This window comes from Lysinibacillus sp. JNUCC 51 (assembly GCF_015999525.1).
Lineage (GTDB): Bacteria > Bacillota > Bacilli > Bacillales_A > Planococcaceae > Lysinibacillus > Lysinibacillus xylanilyticus.
Window position 1 is genome coordinate 215,218 of sequence record NZ_CP065545.1, and the last position, 24,098, is coordinate 239,315.

The following is a 24,098-nucleotide window of genomic DNA, read 5'->3' on the forward strand; positions in this document are numbered from 1 at the left end:
CCGATTTTCCAATAAAATGGTATATATACAAAACATGAAAAGAGGAATGTATATGGAAAATAATAAAAGCTTTAAATCCTTACTCATTACGATTGGTTGGATAAATGCTTTGTTTGCACTTGTCTTTTTCCAATTGTTTTGTGGTATTATTGCCGTTTGTATGGGTATCGTTTTAAGAAGTGATTATAATGCGAAAAAGCATGGACTTGTCTTAATTATTGTAGGAATTATAACTGGGATTACCGGATGGATCCTCAATTATTTGTTTTTATAGGCTAAGAATTAAAAAAAGCACTAACATGCAATCCGTCAGTGCCTTCTCATATGAAAACAGTGCTTATTTCTTCACTTTTGAAAGTGTCATACCATCACCAATTGGAATAATAATTGACTCTAATTGAGGATGTTTTGCTACTGCTACATTGAATTTCTTCATTAATTCCGTATAACGTTTTGGTTTGGCATTTGGATCTGCCACACTCCCTGCAGCAAGGACATTGTCAGTAACTATGATAGCATCGGGTTTTGCTAGCTTCACACAATAATTTAAGTAATTTTCATAATTATCCTTATCAGCATCGATAAAGAAAAAATCGAATCGTTCATTACTTTGTACCAGTTTTTCAAGGCTTTGCAATGCAGGTCCTGTTAAATATGTCACTTGTTCACCAAAACCCGCTTTCGCTAAATTACTGTATGCTAACTGCGCATATTTCTCCTCTGATTCTAGAGAAGTTAATTTCCCGTCACTGCCGAACCCTCTAGCTAGACAAATTCCGCTATATCCCCCGAGAGCCCCTACTTCAAGAATGTTTTTTGCCCCTGTCATCGAGACAAGCATAGATAAAAGTTTTCCAGAGGAAGCAGAAACAGAAATGGCGGGCATTCCGTTTTCTTCAATAGATGTAATGACCGCCTCTAAAATAGCGTCTTGCTTATAAAACACGGAATTAATGTAATTATTAATTATTTGCATTCAGATTATTCCCTTCCTCATCATGATTTAAAGATTTTTCATCATCTTCTTGACTGTCGGATGAAGCCATCATTTCACTTTCATGTATTTCAAATAATTGTATGAATTCATTGATGACCATATCAATAGCTTTTAATTCACCCACTAATATTGGCTGAATAGATTGAAACTCTGATTGCTCTAGTTGTTGCTTAATCGTTGTACGCTTTAAATTCATCATCTCTAAAAAAGCAATGGATCTTCACGTCTGAAGGTTTTAGCTCCACGTTGATGAGAGCCGTCTCGTCCTCTGTGACGTCCCCCACGATGATGTCCCTCTTCTTTAAACTCCTTAAATTTTTCACTTCTCATTTTCATACCCCTCCCAATGGTATACACTTTGTCAATCAACCTTCTCATTCCCCATAATCCCTTTAGTAATTGGCAATATTTACTATCACCAGTTTTTCCATTAAACTGTAATTGTCAGCCTAATTAATTTGGCGAGTGAGACCGCTTAGAAGCATGTCTTATGTGAGAGGTGGAATATTGAAGAAAAAATTCTGTTTATTATTTGTGGTATTAATTAGTTTATTTTTAGTTGGTTGTGCAACAGTCACAGAAGAAACTATTGAATCTAAAAAACCTAATGCAGCAGAAGCTTTAAGATTGGACAAAGAAGCAGATATTTTTCAATGGGAAGGTAACATTTTAAAGACCAATATAGAATGGATCGATGAACTTGAACTCAATGAAGATAAATATATTGGTGAAATAAAATTTAAATCTAGTAAAGCTAAAGATTTTAAAAACGGTACAGCTAACCTTCTACCAATTGGTGCAAAGATTTATTCTGTAAAAGAACGTAATGACACTTTCATCGTGAAATATGACAATGTGGTTAAACGATATTTAATTCTATCTGAAGGCTGATTTTCAAGAAAGGAGACGAAAAAAGCGTTAACCTTTTTAGATTAACGCCCTCTTTTTTGATGAACAAAGCTTCCCAACCTTTAAACATTGGTTTTTCAGCCTCTTTTTATCCGCTTCTGTTATTTAATTGTTTAAAAATCTAATACGCAATACCTACACGCGATTTCACATATTCTTTGTTCTGAATTTGTTGATAGACAAACTCTGCTGTGTCTGCTACAGATATTTCTGCCCCACCATCTGGTAAAAAGTCTCGTTCGATACGATAAATGCCCGTGTATTCACCATCAGGTAAGTATGTAGGACAGACGATTGTCCAATCAGTGTCAGATTTCTTCAAGAAATTATAGACTTTATGGTGTTCCTCTGCCGCAAAGGTTGTTTTTCTTTTTGATTCGCTCGATTGATAACGTAAAATGCTTGGTGTCAGTCTACTTTGTAGAATACCAGCCGTTCCGACAGTTATAATTCTTTTCACATGCTCTTTGTCCATTGCGTCAAGAATTAGCGGCATACTTTCAGTTAAAGTATTTGCGCCACCTGTGTTTAATGCACTAATGACAATATCTACATTCGCCATGACATTTTCTATATCTTGTTTTTCTAAGACATTTCCTTGTACGATATGTAAATTTTCATCATTTATTTGTAGCTTTTTTGGGTTACGAACTAAAGCTGTAACGCTATATTCATCTTTTAACGCTAGGGACACAATGTGGCTACCAACTCGCCCAGTGGCACCTAAAACTAATACTCCCAGAATGATCACCTCTTTTCTTGATTATAGCACATAAATTTTCAGTAACTATTTAGAGGCTCTTACCATCCTTAATGAACATCAGTAAGTTTGACATTAACCATAAACAACTGAAGATCATTAGTTTCCGCAATACTGTTGACGATACTTTGGATTTCGCTTTCTGTACTCTTCTCAAGTTTATCTAAATTATGTAATTGTATCGTTATTAGTTGATTGCTTGGAGATTCAATTAAGTAACCTATTGTACTATCTGGAAAATAGCCTGCTGCTCGTAACGCTACTATAATTTTTTTTGTAAAATTCGTGTTTTGTAATTTCCCTCCAATTTCTTCACTATAATTTGTATCGGGATTTTTTTGAATGGGTTTTTCTATAATTGAAGGTTGATTATATTTAATCAAGGCTGCAGTTATTACTATCAAGGAAAATAACATAAAAAGGCCTTTTATTAACCCTCTCATACATTCTCTCCATTCCATCTTTTTAATAGAATACGTTTTTCTTATTAAATAATGAATCCCACTCTCCTGGATTTTTTTATAACATAGCTTACCAGGCTAACATTTAAATAGCCTGGCAAATTTGTGTTAGGTAAGGACAACATTCACCCTAATCGTTTATTCGTTTACGATGACTTTCACAACAGGTTCTAATTTTCCTACATATGCATCCCCAACATAATCAACATCTATTACTATTGCTCGTGGTACGAAACGTTGAAGGCTTTCCAAAAGACGTGCGGTATTACGTCTTTTGACAAGCTGGAAAGGTGGAAGAGTGTCAAATCTTAAACCTAAATCTCTGTAAAAAGGGCAAGATATTACGAAAGTAGATAAAATAAAAGCAACATTTTGTAATATTTCATCAACGCCTGTAGCATTAGAATCAATATTGCTTGTGGCGGTCACTTGATGTGTCATCCTATCAACCTTTCTTCTACGATACATGGAAAGATATCTGCAATCTTTCTTAATATGAGCTTTTCATCGAAAAAAGAGCACTTTGTTATTTATGCTAAATGCTCAAAAGTTATGAACGAAGCACATCACTATTGTATGTATACGATGCAATTTCCCTCTAAACAATTGCACAGCGTCAGGTTCCACATTCATCCCGCTTCTTTAATTGGATTTCACATTCTATTCACTTTTTATCTTATTATTGCGTAATAAATTACATACAACCAACTTAAACAACCATGTATGATCGCCCATATTATTGAATGATTTACACTCCAAGAAATAGTAATGGCCAATACGGAGCCAAAACTAATACCGCTCTTAATAACTGTTTTGTTTTCCATTTTCTTCACCTTCTTTACTTTTCTAAATTCAGAAGTTTGCCTCCTCATCATTATTCCTCCTAATCATGTCATCAAAGTACGTATGACTGAAACATCTATCTTAGGTATGCTTTATTTGCTTCACTTATTCCTTATAGATTTATGATTTCACTGCTAATAAAAATCACAATGCACACGCCACTCATGTAGCTCTGGATTAAAAAAGAAATAGAAATTTCCATTATCGACTATATTGAACTGCGCCTTCTCGTCTGAGGCGATTTGTAATACAAATGGGAAGTTCTCACCGTAATCATGACCACTTTGGCAAAAAGCGGGATAACCACCTATTTTATGAATTGCGTAAATTTCCTCTACGATATCATCGAAGTATTCACAATCCTCCTCGTGCTCTAGCCTCAAAATTTCATCCTCCACATCAGATGGAATCCCTCCTCCATCCCATGTCGGATAATCATTTTCAATAAGTTTTGGAATAAGCGGGAAAGCACGAATACGATCATGCTGCCAATTTTGCTGGATTAATCCTTCTATAGATGTATATGCTCTTATTTCAAAAAAACGGCTCAAATCATCTTCTATAAGGTGATCAAATATTTCTTCATTGATAAATAACGTTAGCAGCTCAATATGCTTTAGTGATATGGGTACAAAAGGAAGGTCCCTTAAAAATAATGTAGCTAGTGGCTGAAACCCTTGTGGCCACTGTTCTGCAGGTAAGGACCAGCCTACATAGCCAATCCAACTTTCATGCAGATCATGTGTAGGTCTAACTCCACCTGTTTTAAAGATGGTTGCCTGTCTCACTAGCTGTGCCTTTATTTCATTAATTTTCATTAACTAACCCTCACTCCGACAAATACAATCTACGATGTGATCATTAACCATCCCTGTTGCTTGCATAAATGAATAGCAAATCGTACTACCTACAAACTTAAAGCCGTCTTTTTTTAATTGCTTACTCATTCGATCACTAATTTCTGTTGTAGCAGGTACATCTGCTATGGACGACCACTCATTGATGATTGGCTGATGATCTACAAAGCCCCAAATATATTCAGAGAAGGAGCCATATTTCTCCTGTATACGAAGAAAGGCTTGAGCATTCGTCACAACACTAGCAATTTTAAGCTTATTACGAACGATGCGAGAATCCTGACGAAGCTCCTGTAGCTTGTCCTCCGTATAGAGAATGATTTTCGAAGCATCGAATTGGTCGAAAGCTACCCGGTATCCCTCTCTTTTTTGTAAAATTGTCCACCAGCTAAGTCCAGCTTGTGCTCCTTCCAGACAGAGCATCTCAAATAAATGCTGATCATCATAGACAGGAATACCCCATTCCTTATCATGATACTCAACGTATAAAGGTTCATCTAATTTGACCCATTCACATCTTTTCATTTATATATCCTCCATTTTTATGTATCATTTAATCCCTGTTATACAAAGCCATCCTTTTTGTTTGTTTTCCTGTATAGTAACAGTTTTAAACCCAACACTTTCAAACAACTGCTTGATTTCAGGTTTTGTTTTATAGGCTTTCATATGATAATTAATTTTATAAAGCTCCGAAATAATAATAAATTTCCCATCGTCCTTCAACACTCTAAATACTTCCTTCACATCATTTGCTAAGTCTGGCCAAAAATAATGTGTTTGGAACGCTGTAATTTTATCGAAATACTTATCTGTGTACGGAATGCTCGAAACACTTGCTTGCGTCACAATCACTTTACCATTTGCTACATCCATTTGATTTGTTTTTATGGAGTCTTTGACAGCTTGCTCAGAAAAGTCTATACCATAGATTTTACCACTTCGATTAATTTTCGATAAGGATTGAAGTGTTTTTCCACCCCCACATCCAATATCTAACACAATATCTCCGTCATTTATTACTTCTTGTCTAATTAGCCAAGTATTCATACCACTATGTGCCTTATTCATAATTCGTAACATCAATGAACCTACGAATCCTCTTGGTTTCTTCGCTTGCTCAATTAATCGTTGTAAAAGCGACATTTCAAAATTCCTCCTTATCATATTCACTTTCAAAAATATGCTCCGAACTAAGGATTAAGATTTCTTGAGTGGCTAACTTTGTTAAGGCAGCTTCCTTACTTAGATCAGTAGCTCCGGCGACTGCATCTTCTACAACAGTTACAACTAAATCTCTAGCTAAAGCACCTTCCACTGTTGCAGTGACACAACCTTCTATAAAAATACCTGTTACTATTAAATAGTTGATGCCATTATTATTTAAATACGTTATTAAACTGGGATTACTAAATGCATCCGCTTCATTTTTTGAAAAACACGGACCCTCGAGTCTTAAAAGTCGTTCATCCAATTCAGCACCTTTACTGCCTTTTAACGCAGTGAATTTTCGTAAAAGGTTGGAAAATAATTGCTTTCGCTCAAATTCATTCTTAATATAGAGGATAGGGACATTTGACTTATCAGCTCTTTTTATCAGGTCATTAATACAATTTAAAGTTGACTCAATTTGATGCTTTGCCACAGGCATTCGGGCTTGAGTACTAAGGTAATCATTTTGAATATCAAGTACCAGTAACGCTTGCTTCAAAATATTAACCTCCCTGTATTTTTATATCTCATATTTTTACGTTCTAAAAAACAAAAAGTTTCAATTTTTACCATTTTTTCAAAAAGGAGAATTGATATGATTAAACAAGCCGTCATGGAAGATGTTCAAACAGCAGCATTATTAGCACTACAACTTTGGCCAAATCATACGTTAGAAGAATTTTGCGAGGAGATGGCCCAACTAATTAATGATGAAAACGCTACGATTTTCCTTGCCTATGAGGATGAGGAAGCAGTCGGTTTTGCTCAATGTCAACTTCGAACAGATTATGTTGAAGGTACCCACTCAAGCCCAGTCGGCTATTTAGAAGGACTCTTCGTAAAAGAACAATATCGACAGAAAGGATTTGCAAAGCTTCTTATTGACAGGTGTGAGCATTGGGCTAAACATAAGGGTTGTTTAGAATTCGCTAGTGATTGTGAAATGCAAAACCTCGAAAGTTTAGCAGTCCATCTTAAATTAGGTTTCGTAGAGGCTAACCGTATTATTTGTTTTACGAAGAAATTATAAAAATGAGGTTATCCCCCTATGGAATAACCTTATAACCCCTATAGCTGTGAGTAGTTAATTACAAAAAGGAAAAAATCACAAGTGCTTTTTACACACTTGTGATTTATATTTTTTGGTTATATAAAGGATCTTTTATAGGAACACAAATCTTAAAATTCCTTTTATTTTGGATAGTAAAAATTATGTAATATTTATTAATTTAAATATGTATTGTTTGAAATACTTCTTTCGCGCTCATCAATTACTAGATGGATAATAAATGCAAGTTGTTGCTCAATTCGTGCATTATTAAGATGCAAAATGTCCGCAATTGCATTTTTTTGTTTCTCTTCTATTCCCACCTTCTCAAGCATTAACATAATTTCTTCCTTCGAAAGCCCAAACATACTTCTTTTCACCTCCAATTAAACCATTTATTATTTCATAATTATTATTCATTTTTCTCAAAAAAAAGAACGAACACAATCATTCCTTGTCCTATTTTCACTAATTATAGGATATCACAAGGAACCAAATTAATCCAAATCTATTTTATTTAATAAAATTATAACCTCTATAAAAAATCAATATTATTATTTAATAATAATATTTAATGAAATACCTGTAATGATCCCTGTCATTTATTAATATTATAAAAATTACAAGTCCTTTTGTCGAATTTTAGCATAACTTAAAAGTCAAAAAACGAAAGCGTTTGCATTTATATTTGCTTAAAAATTGAATGGATAAGAACAACATACAAAATACACATTTTTTTAATATATATTAATCTTAATTATTTATTCCTCACCATTATTTCAGTGCTTTTAGCACAAAAAAAGTAATTTCAAAATAAATAATTGAAACTACTTATCCTAATGCTTTATTCGGTTCCTATACTGTTTTGTTGATATTATTCTCCGGTGGATTAATGTTAAATTTTTGTAAATTTTCAACTGATATTTGTAATTTTTCATCTAATTTCTCGATATTAGTTACTTGATTTAATATAACATTCTTTGTCTTGTCACTAGTATTGACTGGCAAATTAACTATTCTTGACGTTGCATCAGTTTTCCATCTTGTCTTGTTAGTATAGCCTTCGATGAATAATTGACTCTTCCCCTGTACAATAGCCGGTATTTTCACAGCAGTTAAATCTGTGCACACCATCTCAAGTAAAGATAGATTGGACATCGCTAAAAATGGACGATCTGCTTTATCAATTGTACAATGCCTAATACGCCCCATTGATTTATCAGACCAAACTATTGCGTAAGGGCCTTCATAACAGCAGTTAAATTCACTATTCGCAACTTCAAAAATAGCATCGATACAAGTAATCGCATTCCCGCTAATATGTTCAAAAGTACAATTATCAGTAAACAGTCGAGCATTATTTATATAAATGTGATGACTTTTGAGCTCTCGAATTGTTGTGTTCTGAAGTGTAATCTTGGCGTGATCATTGCCATAAATACCTCCCGACCGCCCAAATTGAATCATGCACTGGTTGAGCTTTAACGCACTTGAGTCAATAATAAAGTGAAATTTCGGGTGTTCTTGGAGATCGCACTCTGTCATTGAAACATCGGCTTCGTTTATAACCGTAACTCCCGTTGCTTCCCCCTTATTTATCCTACATGTACGAAACTCAGCTTTACTATTTTCTATTAACACCTGTGATTTCCCATGATGATGGATCTTACAATCATACAGTACCGCCTTAGATTTCTCACCAAGATAAAGCCCATTCCCTACTCCATCAGAAAAAATGGAATCTGTCACCAACAATTCACTTTGATGAACAACTAAGTGAGTATCTTGATGCTGCTTTATTTCACAGCCATCCATTGTTAGTTTCGAGCTATCGAAAACTTGCATCCCTACATCTTGCCCTTGGTGAATAAGTGTATTGGTCATTGAAATAGAACTGGAGCCTGCTACAATTTGTGCCTTTTTATGTCCATGAATTTCACAATCTACAAGCTCCATTTTTACATCACGTGTTGCAAAAATACCATTCTTATGCCCTTCCAACAGCATGCAATTCGTCAATGCGATTTCACTATTTTGCACATTAATTTGAGCTTTAACATGGTGCTGAATCGTTGTATCCACTAGAATAACGCTTGAGCCATTATCAATATTTAAGCCAAAATGATTGATTGGGCTCGCTAAAATATCAACATTTTTCATCATTAAACTACCGAAGCTTACGGTCACTTGTGCCTGCACCATTTGCTGCTCAATGATACAGTTTTCTAACTGTAAATCTCCCTTTACATAAATGCCTTGCCCTTGAGTAAAACGCAGATTCCGCATATTTACAAGTGTCCGATAGCGTATAAAAACGCCACCTTTTATGACTACATTCCCCACTCCATAAAGTGTCAGCCTTTTGGAAATTTCGAAGCTTTCTTCATATATCCCATCCCGGATTTCAATAAAATCCCCCGGCTCTGCCTCTTGAATCGCCTGCCCAATGCTTTGATATCGGTGCATAATACTTCTCTTTACAACAAGTGTCGCCATCTCTACACTCCTCTTGTCGGTTTTATTTTATTTATATCCCCATTGAACTTCCTATTATTCAATTTTGTACAAATAATTTACAGCCGTTTTTTATTTAGAGTTATGACAATACGATTTATGTATTCCTACGAATTCAACTTCCCTTCTATACCACATAAAAAAATAAAACCAGCAATCACACGATTTTCTCGTCAATTGCTGGTTTACCTGATTATTAATTTTCTGTGTAGCATTTTCTGTCTAAATTTGATTCCGCATTTAATGCAATTCGAAAATTCCAACAGACTTAATTACAATTTAAATTTCCTAACAAGGTCGTTTAAATTCTCTGCCATATCCGCTAAATTGGATGAACTGTTTTTGATTTCATCCATCGAGCTGGCTGCTTGTTCGATTGTTGCTGAAGTTTGTTGTATGCCTGCAGCAGATTGCTCTGATACAGCGGCAATTTCGTCCACTGATTTATTAATATTTACAGTGTTATGTACTACGTCTTCTAGCTTTGTCGTCATGCTGTCAATGTTTGTTGACATCGAGTAAACAGCCTCTGCAATCAGGCTGAATGTGTCATTTGTAGAAGCAATTTGAGTTGTACCTTTTTCAACCTCTTCATAGCCATTTTCAAGTGAGGATGTCACCATGTTAGAATCTTGTTGAATTTTTTGTACAATGCCTGTGATATCGTCTACCGAAACTGCTACTTGTTCAGCGAGTTTACGAACCTCATCTGCAACGACAGCAAATCCTTTACCATGCTCCCCAGCTCTAGCCGCTTCAATCGCTGCATTAAGTGCCAGTAAATTCGTTTGTGCAGCAATATCCTGAATCACTGCCACGATTTTTGAAATTTCCTGTGTTTGTTTACTTAATTCATCCACCTTATAAACTGCATCTTTCACAATATGATTGATGGATGTCATTTGCTCAGTTGAAGCGTTCATTAAACCTTGGCCCTCTTTCGTTAAAGCCATGACATTTTGGGAATATTGTTGAACTTCCGTACTGCTTTTGCTGACATCTGTCATTTTATATGTGAATTCTGTCATTGTTGCTGCTACATCTGATGCATTACTCGCCTGCACTTCTGTGCCACTCGCGATTTCAGTGACTGTGTCGACAATTTGTTCCGTACCCGTTTTCACCTCATTCGCTGATTGCATAAGCTCTTCACTATGCGCAGCTACGTCATTAGATACTGATTGAATTTGCTTTAATAGACGGTTCAAAATATCGGACATCGTATTTGTCGCCGCTGTAAGCTGTCCTACTTCATCTTTTGATTTCACAGCAAGTTCGGGCTCACTTAAATCACCTTCTGTAATTCGTTGCATACGATTTGTCACAGCGATGATTGGTCTTGAAATGATTCGAGCAGTTAACAACGCAATCATGATGGAAACAATCACAATCACAACTCCGACAACTATACCTGTAAGCTGCTTAGTCTTCCCTGCGCTGACAATGTCTGCACCAGTCGCATTAATTGATTGCTTACGATGCTCCGCTAGCCCCTCAAAGCCTTCCCGTATTTCCGTAGCCTCATCACTCCTAGTTGCTAAATTTTTTATAGCCAGTTCAGTTTGGCCTTGATCGTAAACAGTAAATACTTCTTTTTCAACATAACTGCTCCATTCTTTAGCCATTTCCGCAAATTTGTTGAAATCACCTGCTTCTGAAACACCTATACTTAGTTTCTCATTCTCATCTGCACGCTTGACATTATCTTCAAAAATTTTCTTATACTTTTCATTACCAGAAAGAACATATCCTCTAGCTGCCGCAATTCTTAGCCCAATCGTTTGAGCTTCTTCATAATCTTTAACCAGTAATTGCAAATCTTCATCTATAATTTGTTCAGTTGCGCTGTTGCTTTGGTTGACTGCATAAAAATTGTAACCAATGTATAAAACTACTACTGCTACTACAATGCTGAAGGAAAAAACGATTCTTTTACTAATTGACTTAAAATTCATTTCAAATTCTCCTTACTTTCCAATGCAATAATGTGCATTGTCATAAATTTGGAAACCATTAGTAATCTAACACTCCAAAGCTAAGTTTGGATTGATTTGGTATTTTTCCTAGATTAAACGAAATAACTAGTTAATATTTATGTAATTTTTAGCGAATTACACGATCTATAATTTCCAGACAGACGGACTACCCCCAAAAAATTCAAAGTAGGTCTTTCGGCGCAAAAAAGAACAGCCTTAAAAGCAAGCTGTTCCTTCTAATTAAATATTAATCCCAATAATTAAAGATTACATCTCCTAATGTTTTACTGTCAAAGTGTGAAATGTATTTCCATTCCACCTCAGATAAGCTATGCATCTCTTTATCTCGAGTTAACAATGTATTTAATGTATCGGCAGTAAGACATTTACGCATCGGAAAATATTTGTGTAAGTGATCCTTTGTTAAAAAACGGAAGCTATCTTCATCGAACTTAGCAAACGCAATATAAGGCATCAACCTGTGATGAAGAATCGTCAAACGTTCATCTTCCAGTTGAATCACCGCTTGCATATAAACAAAATGAGGTTGATCAATAAATTGTAAAGCTTTTGCTCGTTGTTCACTTGTCACTAAATGATAAACCATCGACTGGAAAGAACGCATATCTTGTTCGATCAAATGATCTGCATCAAAACCTGAAATCCCTTTAGTTAATCGCAACGAATCACCTCTTTATTATTGTGTCTATATGACCTTCTATTAAAGATGGGTAGATTCCTTCAATAGTGATGTATTTTCTTGTTATTTAATAGTTAATTTCTAAAAAAGACAGAGAGGAAAAAACGTATCTTGTGTATAGCCATTAGAATTATTTCATACCATTGCTCATGCATCTTAGGGTTTTGGGTATAATTCCAAGCCTCGTCGATGGGTGCTCGTATATCCACCTCCACATAAATAGGCTTTTTCTTCATCTATAATTTCTCCTTAAAACAAGCTTATTGGTTATTTCAGTTTACTTACTATAAAATTCCATAACTCCCACTCTATTAATGGTATTATAGCAATAAATTAATTTTTCACCATAAATTGGACTTTATCTATTAAATTGGAACAACACAATAAGTTAGGGATGACACTTGTATATAAATTGATTGGAGTGGAGACTGAGCGACTTCTTGGTGATTAGCGATAGAGGACGAAGGCTAAAACATTTCGTCCTGTGATAAGGCCTTCGTAACCAACATCGTATTGGCCCGAGACCTACAGCGAAGCGACAGCAAAAACAACAAAAATGGCTCATCGGACGCCCCCTATCAGAATGGAAATAATCCCCAACTTTATGGTGATGACCCACTTAATTCCAAAAAAATAAAAAAAGTTGAATCGAAATGATAGTTTGCCAAGTCTAATAATCGGAAGGAGGCGATTTTCATTACTACAAAGCAAGAATCATTAGTACAGTTAGCACAAAACGGAGATGAGCAAGCCTTTTATCAACTTATAGAGCAGGAGCAACATAAGTTATATCGAATGGCATATGTTTATGTCCAAAATGAAAATGACGCCGTAGAAGTTTTTCAACAGACCATTATCCGTGCATATGAGGGTTTACCTAAATTAAATGACCCTCAATATTTTTCTACCTGGCTAACGCGCATTATTATTAATTGCTGTAAAACTTATCTTGCCAAGAAAAATTCGGTACAGCTTGTTGAACCACATACATTAGAGGATCTCAATAGTACTTCACCTACATACATCGAAGAAGAACTTGATTTATGGCATTCTCTCTGTGCGCTAGAAGAAAAATATAAAACGGTTTTATTGTTACGTTTTTATCAAGACTACTCGGTAAAGGATATTTCAGCGATTTTACAATGTCCTGAGGGTACTGTGAAAACACATATCCGTAGAGGGTTACAAGCTTTACGACAACAACTTAAGGGGGCATATTTAGATGAATGGGTTCAATCCGTTGAAAGGAGTCATTGATGGGATTCCGATTCCAGAAGGGCGTTTAACAGAAGTGCTACGTGTTGAAGGGATGTCAAAAGTCTTTCAACAAAAGCATCATTCGGTCAATGCATTAAAGAATATTCATTGTACAATTTATCAAGGCGAAATGGTCGCCATTATGGGGACGAGCGGTTCAGGTAAAAGTACACTCCTTAATATGATTAGTGCCATCGATGAACCGACTGAAGGCGAATTATTCTTATTTGGAAAAGAAGCACATGATATTTATAAAGAACCAAATGCATCAAAATTTCGTAAAGAGAATATCGGCTTTATTTTCCAATCATTTCATCTATTGAAGGATTTATCAGTTGAAGATAATATTGCGCTCCCTCTGATCCTCAATGATGTGCCAAGTAAAGACATTAAAGTACGTGTACAGCAAATGATGGAGAAGCTCAATATCTCTGCATGGGCAAAGCACCGACCAAATGAGCTTTCTGGTGGTCAAAAGCAACGAGTAGCCATAGCCCGCGCTATTGTCGCGAACCCTCCTATTTTGCTGGCAGATGAGCCTACTGGAGCGTTGGACGTCAATACAACAGATGAAATTTTAGAACTTTTAGTTGATTTACAAAAAAATATGAATCAAACTATTTTACTCGTGACACACGACCCTTATGTTGCGACTTTTGCCAATAGGGTTTTATTCTTCCATGATGGTACCATCGTGGATTCCTATCAAAACAATCAAAATAATGAAGATTTAGATTGTATCTTAGCGAAGTTCAAGCTTATTACTAGAGGTGATCGATAATGTTTACGATGCGTACCATTGCTCTGAAGCTATTTCGAGCAGCGTGGGCCAATGTACTAACAAGTATTAGTATCATCACCATTTCTATTTGTCTCGTAATGACGATAAGTGTCTACATTTGGAATGCCAATAGTCAAATGAAGGAAGAAATAAAAGCACTATTTGGCGAAATGGATATAATGGTCGGCTATAATCCCGAGCAAAATATAGTATTAACAAATACGCAAATCGAAAATTTCGAGGCAATGCCAGGTGTTACAAAAGTGTCTAGTGTGTCACTAGCCCATACTAAGGTTGAAAATGAACAAAACACTACTTTTTATACAGTTGGTGTTGAAAACGATAACCTTGTAAAAAGCCGCTATCATTTTAATGTCAATCTTGGCCCGAATGATGTTGTTATTGCTGAGAATGTAGCGCGTCTCTTCCACAAAGAAGTTGGTGATACACTAAACATTACTTTTAATAAAACTGGTGGAGATTCCATTGAAGCTGATACAGGCAACTTTACGATAAAAGAAATTCTTCCACCTCTAAAAGGCACAGATAGCCCTAATTTTATTCTTGTGCAAAATGATGTGTTAAAAACGCGGATGGAAGTAAGTAATGAACAAACTGCAGGAATGTATGCCCTTATTAAAACGGAAGAAAATATGGCTACCTCCATTGGTACGGAATTAAAGCAGCTTGATGAAACATTACGTGTCGATGTCATGAGTGACTATGATGAATTTAAGAAAAATTTACAGGCCTTAATGATTTTCATGATAGTGCTGGCATTCTTTATATTACTTATTTCAAGTGTCTTACTGTTGGCAACATTCCAGCTATTATTTTACAAAATTAAAGAACAGCTTATGGTGTTAAGGGCACTTGGTGCGTCCTCAAGGCAGGTAAGGCACATTGTTCAATTGCAATTATCTCTAATTATTTGTTTCGGGGTAATACTGGGGACATCTGTTAGTTTATTAGTCGTCAAAAGTTGGTTACCACAGCTCATTAGCTTAATGAAATTGCCAGAAGCAAAAACTGATTTTCCGATTATATTTGTTTTTGGGATTGCCATTACGAGTTTCGCATTGCTTCATCTAGTCACACAATGGCAAGTAAGAAAGAGTGCAAGCTTGTTACCTTTACAAATCGCAACAGAGAATGAAAATTTAAGTTTACGATGGACAAAATGGAAAACGATTATTGTTAGTGGTTTTGTAGTCATATCCCTTTTCCTGTTTTTAAATGCTAATCAAGTCGGAACAAGTAGTGGACAAGGTGCGCTCATGATTTTAATTGGTACATTATTTGTTAGTGGGATTTTACTATATATAATGCCGTATCTCTTTACAGCACTATTCAAAATTTCTTTGAAATCAATTCGTTCTGTGTTTGGCAAAGAAGCTTACTTAGCATATCAGCAGCTCATGCCACAAGTACGAAGAAACATGCCGATTATACAAAGTATTATCGGGTTAATGGTCATTTTAATATTTGGTAGCTCTTTATTTAAAACGATTCAACAAAGCTCCTATGAGGATGTTATCTCTCAATATGAAACATCGATTAAAATTGATAATGAATTAAAAGATCCAACCATTACACCAGCTTTAATAGAAGAAATTGAAACATTGCCAAGTGTGTCCTATGCCTATGCACGAAGTAATTATGCTAATATCGATTTACAAATAGGTAATGATTGGATATCTAAAAATGTTATCGCTATTGATGTCCAAAAATATGTACAATTAGGTAAACTAAAGGCTATTGATGGTGATTTTAAAAATGGACTTATTATCACAGAAAGTTTTGCAAAAGAACATAAATTAGCTGTAGGAGATCGCTTCAAAACAGGCGGTTATGATAATGAATTACAACAGGTTATCCCTATCGGCGAATTACAAATTATTGATATTGTAGATTCTTCAATTAATGAATCTGATCTAATGGTTGACTGGTCATCATTCCTTTCAAACATTGCTAAAACTAGTATTGCTAAAACATATATTAAAGACATTATGGTGGAAACAGATAATACAGAGCAGGCATTAGCTGAGGTCTCTTATTTAGTAGAGCGTTGGCCAGCTATAAAAATTACTGATAAAGAGACGATCATTGAGCAATCCAATGATTTGACCTTCCAGCGCTGGAGTCTTTTCGCTGGAGTCTTTGTAATTTTGATTATAACTACTTGCCTCGGGGTATTACAAACACTGCTTCACTCGATTTATGCAAAACGTGGCGATTATGCCATTCAACGACTTATTGGTCTTTCACCGAATGGGTTAATCAAGCTGATTTTGACTCAAGCGTTATCCTTTGTGCTTTATGGACTGACAGTCGGAACATTTCTCGGACTTCTAGTAACAAAATTGATGAGCAATATTGACGGAGCACCTATATATTATGACTTCGTAACATTAGGTGTGACGAGTATCGTATTTTTAAGTGTCACTCTCATTGTCTTTACGCTACAAGGTTACTGGATTAGTCGCAAAAAATTGGCGAATGAAATGATTGATATATAAACGACAGCAGACCCTCTATGCAGCAGAGGGTCTGTTTTCATTTATCGCTTAAATTTTTTAGTATATCGCCCTATTTTTCTGATTTATCGACCAGCTTTTTCCTTTTATCGACCAACTATTTCAGTTTATCCCCTAACTTTTTCGTTTTATCGGACACTTCCTGAAATTTATCGAATTCTTACGCCCCTACAAACAGCACTGCCTGTCCAATTGCAATAAAAAAAGCTTCATGTTGTATCGGGCTGTTGTCTTCTATTTGTAAGGTGATCTCGAAATAGGTCTCTTGAAAAATAGCCTGCCAGCGTGCAATCGGTTGATCATCTAGAGAAAATACTGACCAGTCTTCCATTTCCTTATTCAGTGTTATTTTTTGGACGCCATCTGTGATAATTAAATCAGGGATCATAATTTGCCAGCCATCATAAGCAATCATATACTCTTTACCTGAAACAAAATCCTTCCCTTTAAAATGTACTCGACCACGACGCGACATCTTCTTACAGGTGAAAAGAGGCTGACCATTGACATCGCTGACATCGAAACGTACAAAATAGCGATAGTCCATTGTGCGGTCAAACGCCTTTTTCAAGCCATTCGAATATACGCGTTGAACAGTAGACGAAATTTCCCCCGCTTCATTTTTAATTGCTATTGTCTCTGTTGACTCAATCGCCGCTGGTTGTTTATATGTATAACTCTTCAATCCGTTCGCTCCTTCATTCAGTTGCTTCCTATAAACTAACATAAAATAAGCGTCAAATACAAAGGTTGTATTTGACGCTTGATATTTTATTTATTTTGCTTAGGAACTTCTACTGTGAATGGCTGGAACTTCACTTCTTTTAGTGACGACTTATCGAATGGTATTTTTGTCTCTGCGCCATCCTTATCAATTTGTACACCGCCTCCGCCTGAAGGAAGCATTAAATATGGGGTAATCGTTAATTTTTGAACATCAACTGAAATCGGGTCAAAGGATTTAGTGCTGCTAAAGTTCCATACGCCATTATCGAAATGACCTTCTCCTCCACCAGAATGTGATGTAATTTCCTTGCCATTTTGATCGGTAATACGGAATTCTATAAACGATGCACCTACTTGTGAATTATCTATTGTACCCTTTTCAGTAGCTTTATAGTCAAGTGCTATACCTGATGGGCTTATTGAAATTTTGGACACATCTAGTTGAATGCCTTCTGCTTGTTGCTGATGGTTGACTGGAACATAAACAATATCCGTAATTTTTTTAACCGGCGCTTTGAATTCCCATTTTTCCCCTCCTTTGCCTTCTAGCACTAAGCCCATTTCAAAGGAATCTGGCATGTCGTCCTTCACATTAAATGTCGCAATACCTGTACGGATCGTTGAACTTACAACTTTTTCACCATAGCCACCAGAACTCACTTTAGGGTTTTTACCATTAATAGTAAAGTTCGGTCCTGCCCCGAAGTAATAATCATTTAATTCCTTTTCAGAATCAATTGTAAATCCAACCGTAATATTAGATTCGTCATAAAGGATTTCATCTAACGTTACAGAAATACCGTTAATTGTAAGCTTTTCTCCAATAGTACTTGTTAACCCTTGTTCACTAGCTTGTTTTAACCCGGGTAAGCCTGAGTTACTAAATACCGACCCGACAATTGGTAGCTGTGATAATGTGCTTGCGAAAGTTGGTGATACATATGCTGCGGAACCTACCATAATACTAAATGCAGCTGCTGTACTTGCTAAATACAATAATGGTTTACGCTTGCTTTTTCTTTTAATTTGTACAGGTGTTTGAGTCATATTTATTTGCTCCTCTGCTTGTTTAATTCCATTTGTAATCGCTGCTCGTACCTCATCTCTTGGGAATTCTGGAAGGGTACTGTTTTCATTAAATGGCTTTTTCATTAAACGTTGCACTCCTTTCTAATTCTCGTTTTAATTGTCTTTTCCCACGATGCAAATACGTTTTAATAGTGCTAACTGGCTTTTCCATTACTTCTGAAATTTCTTTAATCGGTAAATCGTGATAATAAAATAAAATGATGGCCATTTGCTGAGAATGATTCAAATTCTGTATAGCTTCCGATAAATCGATTGGATTTGCAATAACAATTTCTTGCTCCTGTAAACGATTTAATAATTCACTTTCTTCATAAGGAATGATTTTCTGCCCTTTTTTTAGCACCCTATAGCATTCATTTATTAAAATGCGAAACAGCCATGTGGAGAAAAATTCCGGATGCTTTAGCTGATGAACGGTTAGAAAGGCTTTACATGCCGCTTCTTGAATCGCATCTAGTGCATCCTCTTTTTGGCCAACATAAGAAAGCGCAGTATAGAATAATTTTTCTTCCTCTAGAATGAGTAGTTGCTCAAATGCTTCCTTATTCCCTGCAATAGCCTGTTTGACGATCGATAAGTCATGTTCCATGCTGTTTCCTCCTTTCAATACTTAGAGTCAATAACTCTATCAAAAGGTTTCACTTTGACTAAATTCTTTTTCATTAATATAACGTGAGATTGATTTCCTTACGACCAGGCGTTTTCCTGGGGCGTCCAGCCTCCACTCTAAAATGGGCATTTTATGTTATTGTTCAAATCAAAAACATTAACTTTCTTATTTTATACCCTATAACCATATAAAAACTGGGACAAAACTGGTCAAAAACTTAAAAAGTGCGAGAAATCACGTTGATTTCTTGCGCTTTTAAGTATTAAAAATATAAATATTTCCAGCCTCTATTTCACAACTATGCAAAAAGATAATGTTTCTTATCTAATCGTTTTTTACTCTTTGTCGATATATAAAAATACTGATTATTATTCCAAGTCCACCAAATAACAAAATCCATTTTTTCAATCCGTCACTTTCGCTCTGCAATCGTGCATTTTACTCGTTCTATCCACTATTCGAATTGTTCTATCCACTTCTTTGGCTCTTCTATCCACGATTCCGATTGCTCTATCCACGAATTTGGCTCTTCTATCCACGATTTTGATTGTTCTTTCCACGGCTTTGGCTCTTCTATCCACGATTCCTATTGTTCTTTCCTCGACTTTGGCTCTTCTATCCACGATTCCTATTGTTCTTTCCTCGACTTTGGCTCTTCTATCCACGATTCCGATTGCTCTATCCACGACTTTGGCTCTTCTATCCACAATTTCGATTGTTCTTTCCACGGCTTTTACCAATCTATCCGTCACCTATGTTTCTACAAAAAAAGTAGACTACTTCATCTAAAGTAGCCTACTAAAAACCTTCTTTATTTATCCAATTTAAAAGTAATGTCGCCAACTCCGATTTCTGAGTTAATCTCTATTTTCACATCTGCTTTGTCATACGCTTCGTTTACATATACCCCTTTGCCTTTAGAAATTAAGCCCTCTATACTTGAAGAGCCGATGCCTTCTTCCGTCGTAAGCTTTACCCCAACTTTTGATGGTAAAATGACAGTAGTTTGACCAACACCTGTTTCAATATTTGTTTCGAAGCTTTTTTTCCAATCACCACCTAAATTCACATTGAGATCGCCAACACCCGTGTCAATATTTAATTTTTCTAGTTGCAGCCCTCGTAAGTCTAATTCTGCATCTGACGCGCCTGTTTCAATTGATAGATCCATTGGAATATCTTCATTCAATTCGATATCCCATATATTTTTTATTTTCCCAAAACGCACGTTAGTTGAACCTTTATGGTCAATCGATACTTTTCCAGTCTTGCCCCGTAAGTCATATTTTACTTTTGGAGCCAGTTTATCAATATTGTATTGAGCACTACCTTCAACCCAATCCTTGGCACCATTTTTAACCGTGATCTCTCCAATACCGAGTTGTAATTCAACATCTAACCTCTCTGCTTTATCCTTTTCTACGAGGATCGTATCATCTTTAGTTTTACCTGGTATGACTGAGTTGCACCCCGATAACGCAATTAATGAAGCGCCTATAACCAAACCAAGTCCCATAATTTTTTTCAATGTAATTTCCTCCCGCTATATAATATTCCAATAAATTCATTATATAGGAATTTTCATAAACAAAAACGACCCTCCGCTTTAAAATCTTCTAAGACCTAAGACGTAGTGAGCACTCCTTCCACAGATATGTCAAAAATGAACCCCGTATGAAAACATCATATTCATACGGGGTAGCAATTAATAGGTGAAAATACGTGAATCATTATAGAGTATAGATGTATTCCCTTCATGATCCAATGCATGTATCAGCAATTGAGAAGTAGCTATTTCTGAATTTAGAGGCACTGATATTAATTGCGCATTATTCGAATCAGCTGTTTTCTCAATACGCTCTGCCCCAGTGTCTATTATTAATTTTTCAATGTTATGATTGTTAAGTAATGGAATAACAATATAGTGAATGTCTTTCAAATAAATAGCAACCATTGTATCTACTTCACACTGGATATATTAATCCAGTGCATAGCCTTTTCCATCATGCTTGAAAATTGCAATACCTTGAAAGCCATTCTCCGAAAAATAGCCAATTCTATACTGTTGTATCGTTATAAATTATGCCTCAGCATAATTGCGTCCGGAATCGGCTTTGTGCTTGCACAAAGAACTCCTTTCCGATACCGTGACATCCGCCGGAGGCCTTAACTTCTTTCAGCGGGTGTTTAAACACCCGCTGAAAGAAGTTAACGAATGTGTCTTGTACCAAATCCTCTGCCACTGTCCAATCTTGTACATATGTAAAGCATACGCGTAATAAATAATCTCCGTACATTGTCATGGCTCTAGATAAGTGAGCGTCTTTCTGTTCTTTTAACATTTTGCTCGCCCCCACAAAAGCATTTACAGTTAGACTGATGAACATTAAAAAAGTTTCATGAAAAAATTTTTCCATGAAACTTACATCTTAAAGGGTTTTATTTTCCTCCACTAAAGCTTTTAAGTTAACAAGAGAAGCCTCGTAGCCGCTCGTATTAAAAGTGACTGTGGTGCCATTTCTTTCTTCCTCTAATATTATAGCAATCAGTGATTCTTCTATACCTAAGTAGAACGAGAACTCTCTATTTGGCGTTACATTTTTTATCGTTAACACCATCGGTAATTTTTCTGAAAGCTGATTATGTTCATTCGGCATTAACGTGAAAATTATCTCTTCTCCAGCCTTTAATTTAGGGATTTCCCAGGTTGAATCTGGTGCATACCATTGCGTCAGCTGCTGCTCCTCTGTAACAGCTCGCCAAACTGTAGCAATATTTGCATCAATCCAAATCGAACTTTTTTCTTGGTCCATCTACGCATTCCTCCGTTTGTTAAATTAACTCCTTTTTCTGTAATTTTATCCTATTATAGACATCAATAAAAGCTACGACTTTAATTCTTTTTACTATGCTATTACGCAACAATCCAAATAAAAAGCGTGTTTTGATAATTGCTTGATCAAAACACGCGTGATGACTTTTTTATGTTCTACGCATATAAGCACGAACTGTTAGTGGCGCAAAAATGATTACAACAATTGCAGCTCCAATAAGTGATGCTGACAAATCCCAACCTATAGCTCCCGAATTTGTAAGTTCTCTGACGGCTGTGACAAGATGTGAAATTGGATTAATTTTCACAAACCACTGTAGGAAATTTGGCAAGGTTTCGGCTGGAACAAAAGCGTTAGAAAGAAATGTAAGTGGAAACAGTACTAGCATGGAAATTCCTTGTACACTTGAAGCTGTACGTGCAATGACACCAAAGAAGGCAAAGATCCAGCTAATAGCCCAAGCACATACAATAACTAAAAGCCCTGCAAGCACAACGTAACCTAATCCACCTTCTGGTCGATACCCCATAATATATCCCATGGTAAAAGTAAGTACAGTAGCAATAGTGTAACGAATCGTATCCGCCAACAGAGCTCCCGCCAGTGGTGCAATACGTGCGATTGGTAGTGATTTAAATCGATCAAATACCCCTTTATCCATATCTTCCCGTAATTGAACTCCCGTAACGATTGAGGTAGTGATGACAGTCTGCACGAGAATTCCCGGAATGATGACAGGTAAATAGTTTTGCACATTGCCCGAAATGGCTCCCCCAAAAATGTAGGTGAACATTAGGGTGAAAATTATCGGCTGAAGTGTTACATCAAACAATTGCTCAGGTGTACGTCGGATTTTTAATACACCTCGATAGGCCATCGTTAACGAATTTCTTAAAGATTGATTGAAGCTTGGCTTGTTTAGTAATTGACTTTTCATACTCTTTCCCCCTCTACTTGCACAGAGCATTTGAGTTCTTCGGGAACATTTTCACCGGTAATGGTTAAGAACACTTCATCTAAGGTCGGTTTTTGTACGCTAAACTCGTCAAGTTGTATTCCTTTTTGACGAAGTGCGATAAGTAGATCAGTAACCGCGTCAACATTTGACATCGGGGCCGTAATCTTACCGATGTCCTGTGTAACTGTTGTTTTTATTTTGAGTATTTGTTCTACGATTTCACGAGCAACTAAGATCTCCTGGGGATTTTGAATGTTCAAATGTAAAGATGATGTACCTACAGATGCCTTTAGCTCATCGACTGTGCCCTCTGCAACAACTCGACCATGGTCAATAACGGCAAGTCGATCTGCCAGCTCATCAACTTCTTGAAGATACTGTGTCGTTAACAAGACTGTTGATCCTGTATCTACTAATCGACGGATTGTGTCCCACATTTGATTTCGTGTTCGTGGGTCTAACCCTGTAGTCGGTTCATCTAAGAAAATCAATGGTGGCTGTGCGATAAGACTGGCGGCCAAGTCCAAACGACGGCGCATACCGCCAGAGAAATTTTTCAAGGGACGTTTGGCGGCTTCTGATAAACCGAACTCTTCCAGTAATTCAGCTGCTTTATTTCGTGCTTCTGTCCGTCCCAATCCAAGCAAACGAGAGAAAATAATCAAATTTTCCGTTGCACTAAGCGACTCGTCGACCGATGCATACTGACCAGTGACTCCGATTAATTGACGTACAATGTGCGGGTCTTTCACTATGTCATAACCGAATATTCGTGCCGACCCAGCATCTGCACGTAGTAGGGTTGCTAGCATTCTGATAGTAGTAGTCTTCCCTGCACCGTTGGGACCAAGTACGCCATAAATAGTACCAGCACGTACGTTTAGATCGACACCATCTACAGCACGATTATCTCCAAAATGTTTGATAAGACCCCGTGCTTCAATGGCCCACTCACTATTTGCTAACGAGCTTTTCATTCTATTCACATTACCCATTGTTATTCCTCCTCGCATGAAACAGATGAAAATC

At 36.3% G+C, this 24,098-nt stretch carries 29 protein-coding genes and 1 pseudogene; 6 read left to right on the forward strand and 24 right to left on the reverse strand.

Going from position 1 to position 24,098, the window contains the following annotated elements; translation table 11 throughout:
- Positions 1 to 52: 52 nt before the first annotated feature.
- A complete protein-coding gene (locus tag JNUCC51_RS01300; RefSeq protein ID WP_337990471.1) occupies positions 53 to 274 on the forward strand; it encodes a hypothetical protein in 222 nt (73 codons plus the stop codon).
- A gap of 63 nt (positions 275 to 337) precedes the next feature.
- Here JNUCC51_RS01300 and JNUCC51_RS01305 read toward each other — a convergent pair whose 3' ends face one another.
- Positions 338 to 976, reverse strand: coding sequence for an O-methyltransferase (locus tag JNUCC51_RS01305; RefSeq protein WP_337990472.1), 639 nt, complete (start codon positions 974 to 976; stop codon positions 338 to 340).
- Positions 963 to 1,327 (reverse strand): annotated as a pseudogene (locus JNUCC51_RS01310) (hypothetical protein). The gene JNUCC51_RS01305 and the pseudogene JNUCC51_RS01310 overlap by 14 nt, the downstream one beginning before the upstream one ends.
- 177 nt (positions 1,328 to 1,504) lie before the next feature.
- Between JNUCC51_RS01310 and JNUCC51_RS01315 the strand changes: the two are divergent.
- Positions 1,505 to 1,888, forward strand: a complete 384-nt coding sequence (locus tag JNUCC51_RS01315) for a hypothetical protein (RefSeq protein WP_337990473.1) — start codon at positions 1,505 to 1,507, stop codon at positions 1,886 to 1,888.
- Positions 1,889 to 2,027: 139 nt separating this feature from the next.
- On the opposite strand, the gene JNUCC51_RS01320 is transcribed toward JNUCC51_RS01315, so the two are convergent.
- The 8 genes from JNUCC51_RS01320 to JNUCC51_RS01355 all read right to left on the reverse strand — a co-directional run bounded on the left by JNUCC51_RS01320 (position 2,028) and on the right by JNUCC51_RS01355 (position 6,538).
- Complete coding sequence (locus JNUCC51_RS01320) at positions 2,028 to 2,648, reverse strand: NAD(P)-dependent oxidoreductase (RefSeq protein ID WP_337992171.1); 621 nt, start codon at positions 2,646 to 2,648, stop codon at positions 2,028 to 2,030.
- Between the two features lie 68 nt (positions 2,649 to 2,716).
- Complete coding sequence (locus JNUCC51_RS01325) at positions 2,717 to 3,109, reverse strand: hypothetical protein (protein ID WP_337990474.1); 393 nt, start codon at positions 3,107 to 3,109, stop codon at positions 2,717 to 2,719.
- 156 nt (positions 3,110 to 3,265) lie between these two features.
- Positions 3,266 to 3,568: a hypothetical protein gene (locus JNUCC51_RS01330; protein WP_337990475.1), complete on the reverse strand. Its 303-nt coding sequence runs from the start codon at positions 3,566 to 3,568 to the stop codon at positions 3,266 to 3,268.
- 230 nt (positions 3,569 to 3,798) lie between these two features.
- Positions 3,799 to 3,999 carry a hypothetical protein gene (locus tag JNUCC51_RS01335; protein WP_337990476.1) on the reverse strand — a complete coding sequence of 67 codons (201 nt, stop codon included), beginning with the start codon at positions 3,997 to 3,999 and terminating at the stop codon, positions 3,799 to 3,801.
- A gap of 105 nt (positions 4,000 to 4,104) precedes the next feature.
- Positions 4,105 to 4,788: a DUF1963 domain-containing protein gene (locus JNUCC51_RS01340; RefSeq protein WP_337990477.1), complete on the reverse strand. Its 684-nt coding sequence runs from the start codon at positions 4,786 to 4,788 to the stop codon at positions 4,105 to 4,107.
- Between the two features lie 3 nt (positions 4,789 to 4,791).
- Positions 4,792 to 5,352: a DNA-3-methyladenine glycosylase I gene (locus tag JNUCC51_RS01345; RefSeq protein WP_337990478.1), complete on the reverse strand. Its 561-nt coding sequence runs from the start codon at positions 5,350 to 5,352 to the stop codon at positions 4,792 to 4,794.
- 24 nt (positions 5,353 to 5,376) lie between these two features.
- On the reverse strand, positions 5,377 to 5,973 hold the full coding sequence (locus tag JNUCC51_RS01350; protein WP_337990479.1) for a class I SAM-dependent methyltransferase: 597 nt from the start codon (positions 5,971 to 5,973) through the stop codon (positions 5,377 to 5,379).
- Position 5,974: 1 nt separating this feature from the next.
- The gene (locus tag JNUCC51_RS01355; RefSeq protein ID WP_337990480.1) at positions 5,975 to 6,538 is read right to left on the reverse strand and encodes a cysteine hydrolase family protein; all 564 of its coding nucleotides are present in this window, start codon (positions 6,536 to 6,538) and stop codon (positions 5,975 to 5,977) included.
- Positions 6,539 to 6,634: 96 nt separating this feature from the next.
- On the opposite strand from JNUCC51_RS01355, the gene aac(6') reads away from it, so the two are divergent.
- Positions 6,635 to 7,069 carry an aminoglycoside 6'-N-acetyltransferase gene (gene aac(6'), locus JNUCC51_RS01360; protein WP_337990481.1) on the forward strand — a complete coding sequence of 145 codons (435 nt, stop codon included), beginning with the start codon at positions 6,635 to 6,637 and terminating at the stop codon, positions 7,067 to 7,069.
- 194 nt (positions 7,070 to 7,263) lie between these two features.
- Here the strand turns inward: aac(6') and JNUCC51_RS01365 are convergent, their stop codons facing one another.
- The 4 genes from JNUCC51_RS01365 to JNUCC51_RS01380 form a co-directional block, all read right to left on the reverse strand.
- Entirely contained in the window at positions 7,264 to 7,455 is a 192-nt protein-coding gene (locus JNUCC51_RS01365; RefSeq protein ID WP_100543123.1) for a hypothetical protein, read from the reverse strand.
- 487 nt (positions 7,456 to 7,942) lie between these two features.
- Positions 7,943 to 9,583 carry a right-handed parallel beta-helix repeat-containing protein gene (locus tag JNUCC51_RS01370; RefSeq protein ID WP_337990482.1) on the reverse strand — a complete coding sequence of 547 codons (1,641 nt, stop codon included), beginning with the start codon at positions 9,581 to 9,583 and terminating at the stop codon, positions 7,943 to 7,945.
- A gap of 290 nt (positions 9,584 to 9,873) precedes the next feature.
- Positions 9,874 to 11,556 (reverse strand): methyl-accepting chemotaxis protein, encoded by a 1,683-nt coding sequence (locus JNUCC51_RS01375; protein ID WP_337990483.1) that lies wholly within the window; start codon positions 11,554 to 11,556, stop codon positions 9,874 to 9,876.
- A 268-nt stretch (positions 11,557 to 11,824) separates the two neighbouring features.
- A complete protein-coding gene (locus JNUCC51_RS01380) occupies positions 11,825 to 12,259 on the reverse strand; it encodes a hypothetical protein (RefSeq protein WP_337990484.1) in 435 nt (144 codons plus the stop codon).
- Between the two features lie 813 nt (positions 12,260 to 13,072).
- Here JNUCC51_RS01380 and JNUCC51_RS01385 point away from each other — a divergent pair.
- From JNUCC51_RS01385 to JNUCC51_RS01395, 3 genes are read left to right on the forward strand one after another with little or no spacing between them, the layout of a single operon-like run.
- Positions 13,073 to 13,534 (forward strand): sigma-70 family RNA polymerase sigma factor, encoded by a 462-nt coding sequence (locus JNUCC51_RS01385; RefSeq protein ID WP_337990485.1) that lies wholly within the window; start codon positions 13,073 to 13,075, stop codon positions 13,532 to 13,534.
- 52 nt (positions 13,535 to 13,586) lie between these two features.
- Complete coding sequence (locus JNUCC51_RS01390; RefSeq protein ID WP_443136990.1) at positions 13,587 to 14,315, forward strand: ABC transporter ATP-binding protein; 729 nt, start codon at positions 13,587 to 13,589, stop codon at positions 14,313 to 14,315.
- On the forward strand, positions 14,315 to 16,834 hold the full coding sequence (locus tag JNUCC51_RS01395; protein ID WP_337990487.1) for an ABC transporter permease: 2,520 nt from the start codon (positions 14,315 to 14,317) through the stop codon (positions 16,832 to 16,834). The genes JNUCC51_RS01390 and JNUCC51_RS01395 overlap by 1 nt, the downstream gene beginning before the upstream one ends.
- Positions 16,835 to 17,012: 178 nt before the next feature.
- Here JNUCC51_RS01395 and JNUCC51_RS01400 read toward each other — a convergent pair whose 3' ends face one another.
- The 10 genes from JNUCC51_RS01400 to JNUCC51_RS01445 form a co-directional block, all read right to left on the reverse strand.
- The gene (locus JNUCC51_RS01400) at positions 17,013 to 17,537 is read right to left on the reverse strand and encodes a tubby C-terminal domain-like protein (RefSeq protein WP_337990488.1); all 525 of its coding nucleotides are present in this window, start codon (positions 17,535 to 17,537) and stop codon (positions 17,013 to 17,015) included.
- Positions 17,538 to 17,623: 86 nt separating this feature from the next.
- Positions 17,624 to 18,730, reverse strand: coding sequence for a DUF4179 domain-containing protein (locus JNUCC51_RS01405; RefSeq protein ID WP_337990489.1), 1,107 nt, complete (start codon positions 18,728 to 18,730; stop codon positions 17,624 to 17,626).
- The gene (locus tag JNUCC51_RS01410; protein ID WP_337990490.1) at positions 18,714 to 19,256 is read right to left on the reverse strand and encodes a sigma-70 family RNA polymerase sigma factor; all 543 of its coding nucleotides are present in this window, start codon (positions 19,254 to 19,256) and stop codon (positions 18,714 to 18,716) included. The genes JNUCC51_RS01405 and JNUCC51_RS01410 overlap by 17 nt, the downstream gene beginning before the upstream one ends.
- A 425-nt stretch (positions 19,257 to 19,681) precedes the next feature.
- Positions 19,682 to 20,029 (reverse strand): hypothetical protein, encoded by a 348-nt coding sequence (locus JNUCC51_RS01415; protein ID WP_337990491.1) that lies wholly within the window; start codon positions 20,027 to 20,029, stop codon positions 19,682 to 19,684.
- A 59-nt stretch (positions 20,030 to 20,088) separates the two neighbouring features.
- Positions 20,089 to 20,805, reverse strand: a complete 717-nt coding sequence (locus JNUCC51_RS01420; RefSeq protein ID WP_337990492.1) for a toast rack family protein — start codon at positions 20,803 to 20,805, stop codon at positions 20,089 to 20,091.
- A gap of 177 nt (positions 20,806 to 20,982) precedes the next feature.
- Entirely contained in the window at positions 20,983 to 21,231 is a 249-nt protein-coding gene (locus tag JNUCC51_RS01425; protein WP_337990493.1) for a hypothetical protein, read from the reverse strand.
- A gap of 133 nt (positions 21,232 to 21,364) precedes the next feature.
- A complete protein-coding gene (locus JNUCC51_RS01430) occupies positions 21,365 to 21,694 on the reverse strand; it encodes a sigma factor (RefSeq protein WP_337990494.1) in 330 nt (109 codons plus the stop codon).
- A gap of 12 nt (positions 21,695 to 21,706) precedes the next feature.
- Positions 21,707 to 22,090, reverse strand: a complete 384-nt coding sequence (locus JNUCC51_RS01435) for an SRPBCC family protein (protein WP_337990495.1) — start codon at positions 22,088 to 22,090, stop codon at positions 21,707 to 21,709.
- A 169-nt stretch (positions 22,091 to 22,259) separates the two neighbouring features.
- Complete coding sequence (locus tag JNUCC51_RS01440) at positions 22,260 to 23,048, reverse strand: ABC transporter permease (RefSeq protein WP_337990496.1); 789 nt, start codon at positions 23,046 to 23,048, stop codon at positions 22,260 to 22,262.
- Positions 23,045 to 24,064 (reverse strand): ATP-binding cassette domain-containing protein, encoded by a 1,020-nt coding sequence (locus JNUCC51_RS01445; RefSeq protein WP_337990497.1) that lies wholly within the window; start codon positions 24,062 to 24,064, stop codon positions 23,045 to 23,047. The genes JNUCC51_RS01440 and JNUCC51_RS01445 overlap by 4 nt, the downstream gene beginning before the upstream one ends.
- Positions 24,065 to 24,098 lie beyond the last annotated feature (34 nt).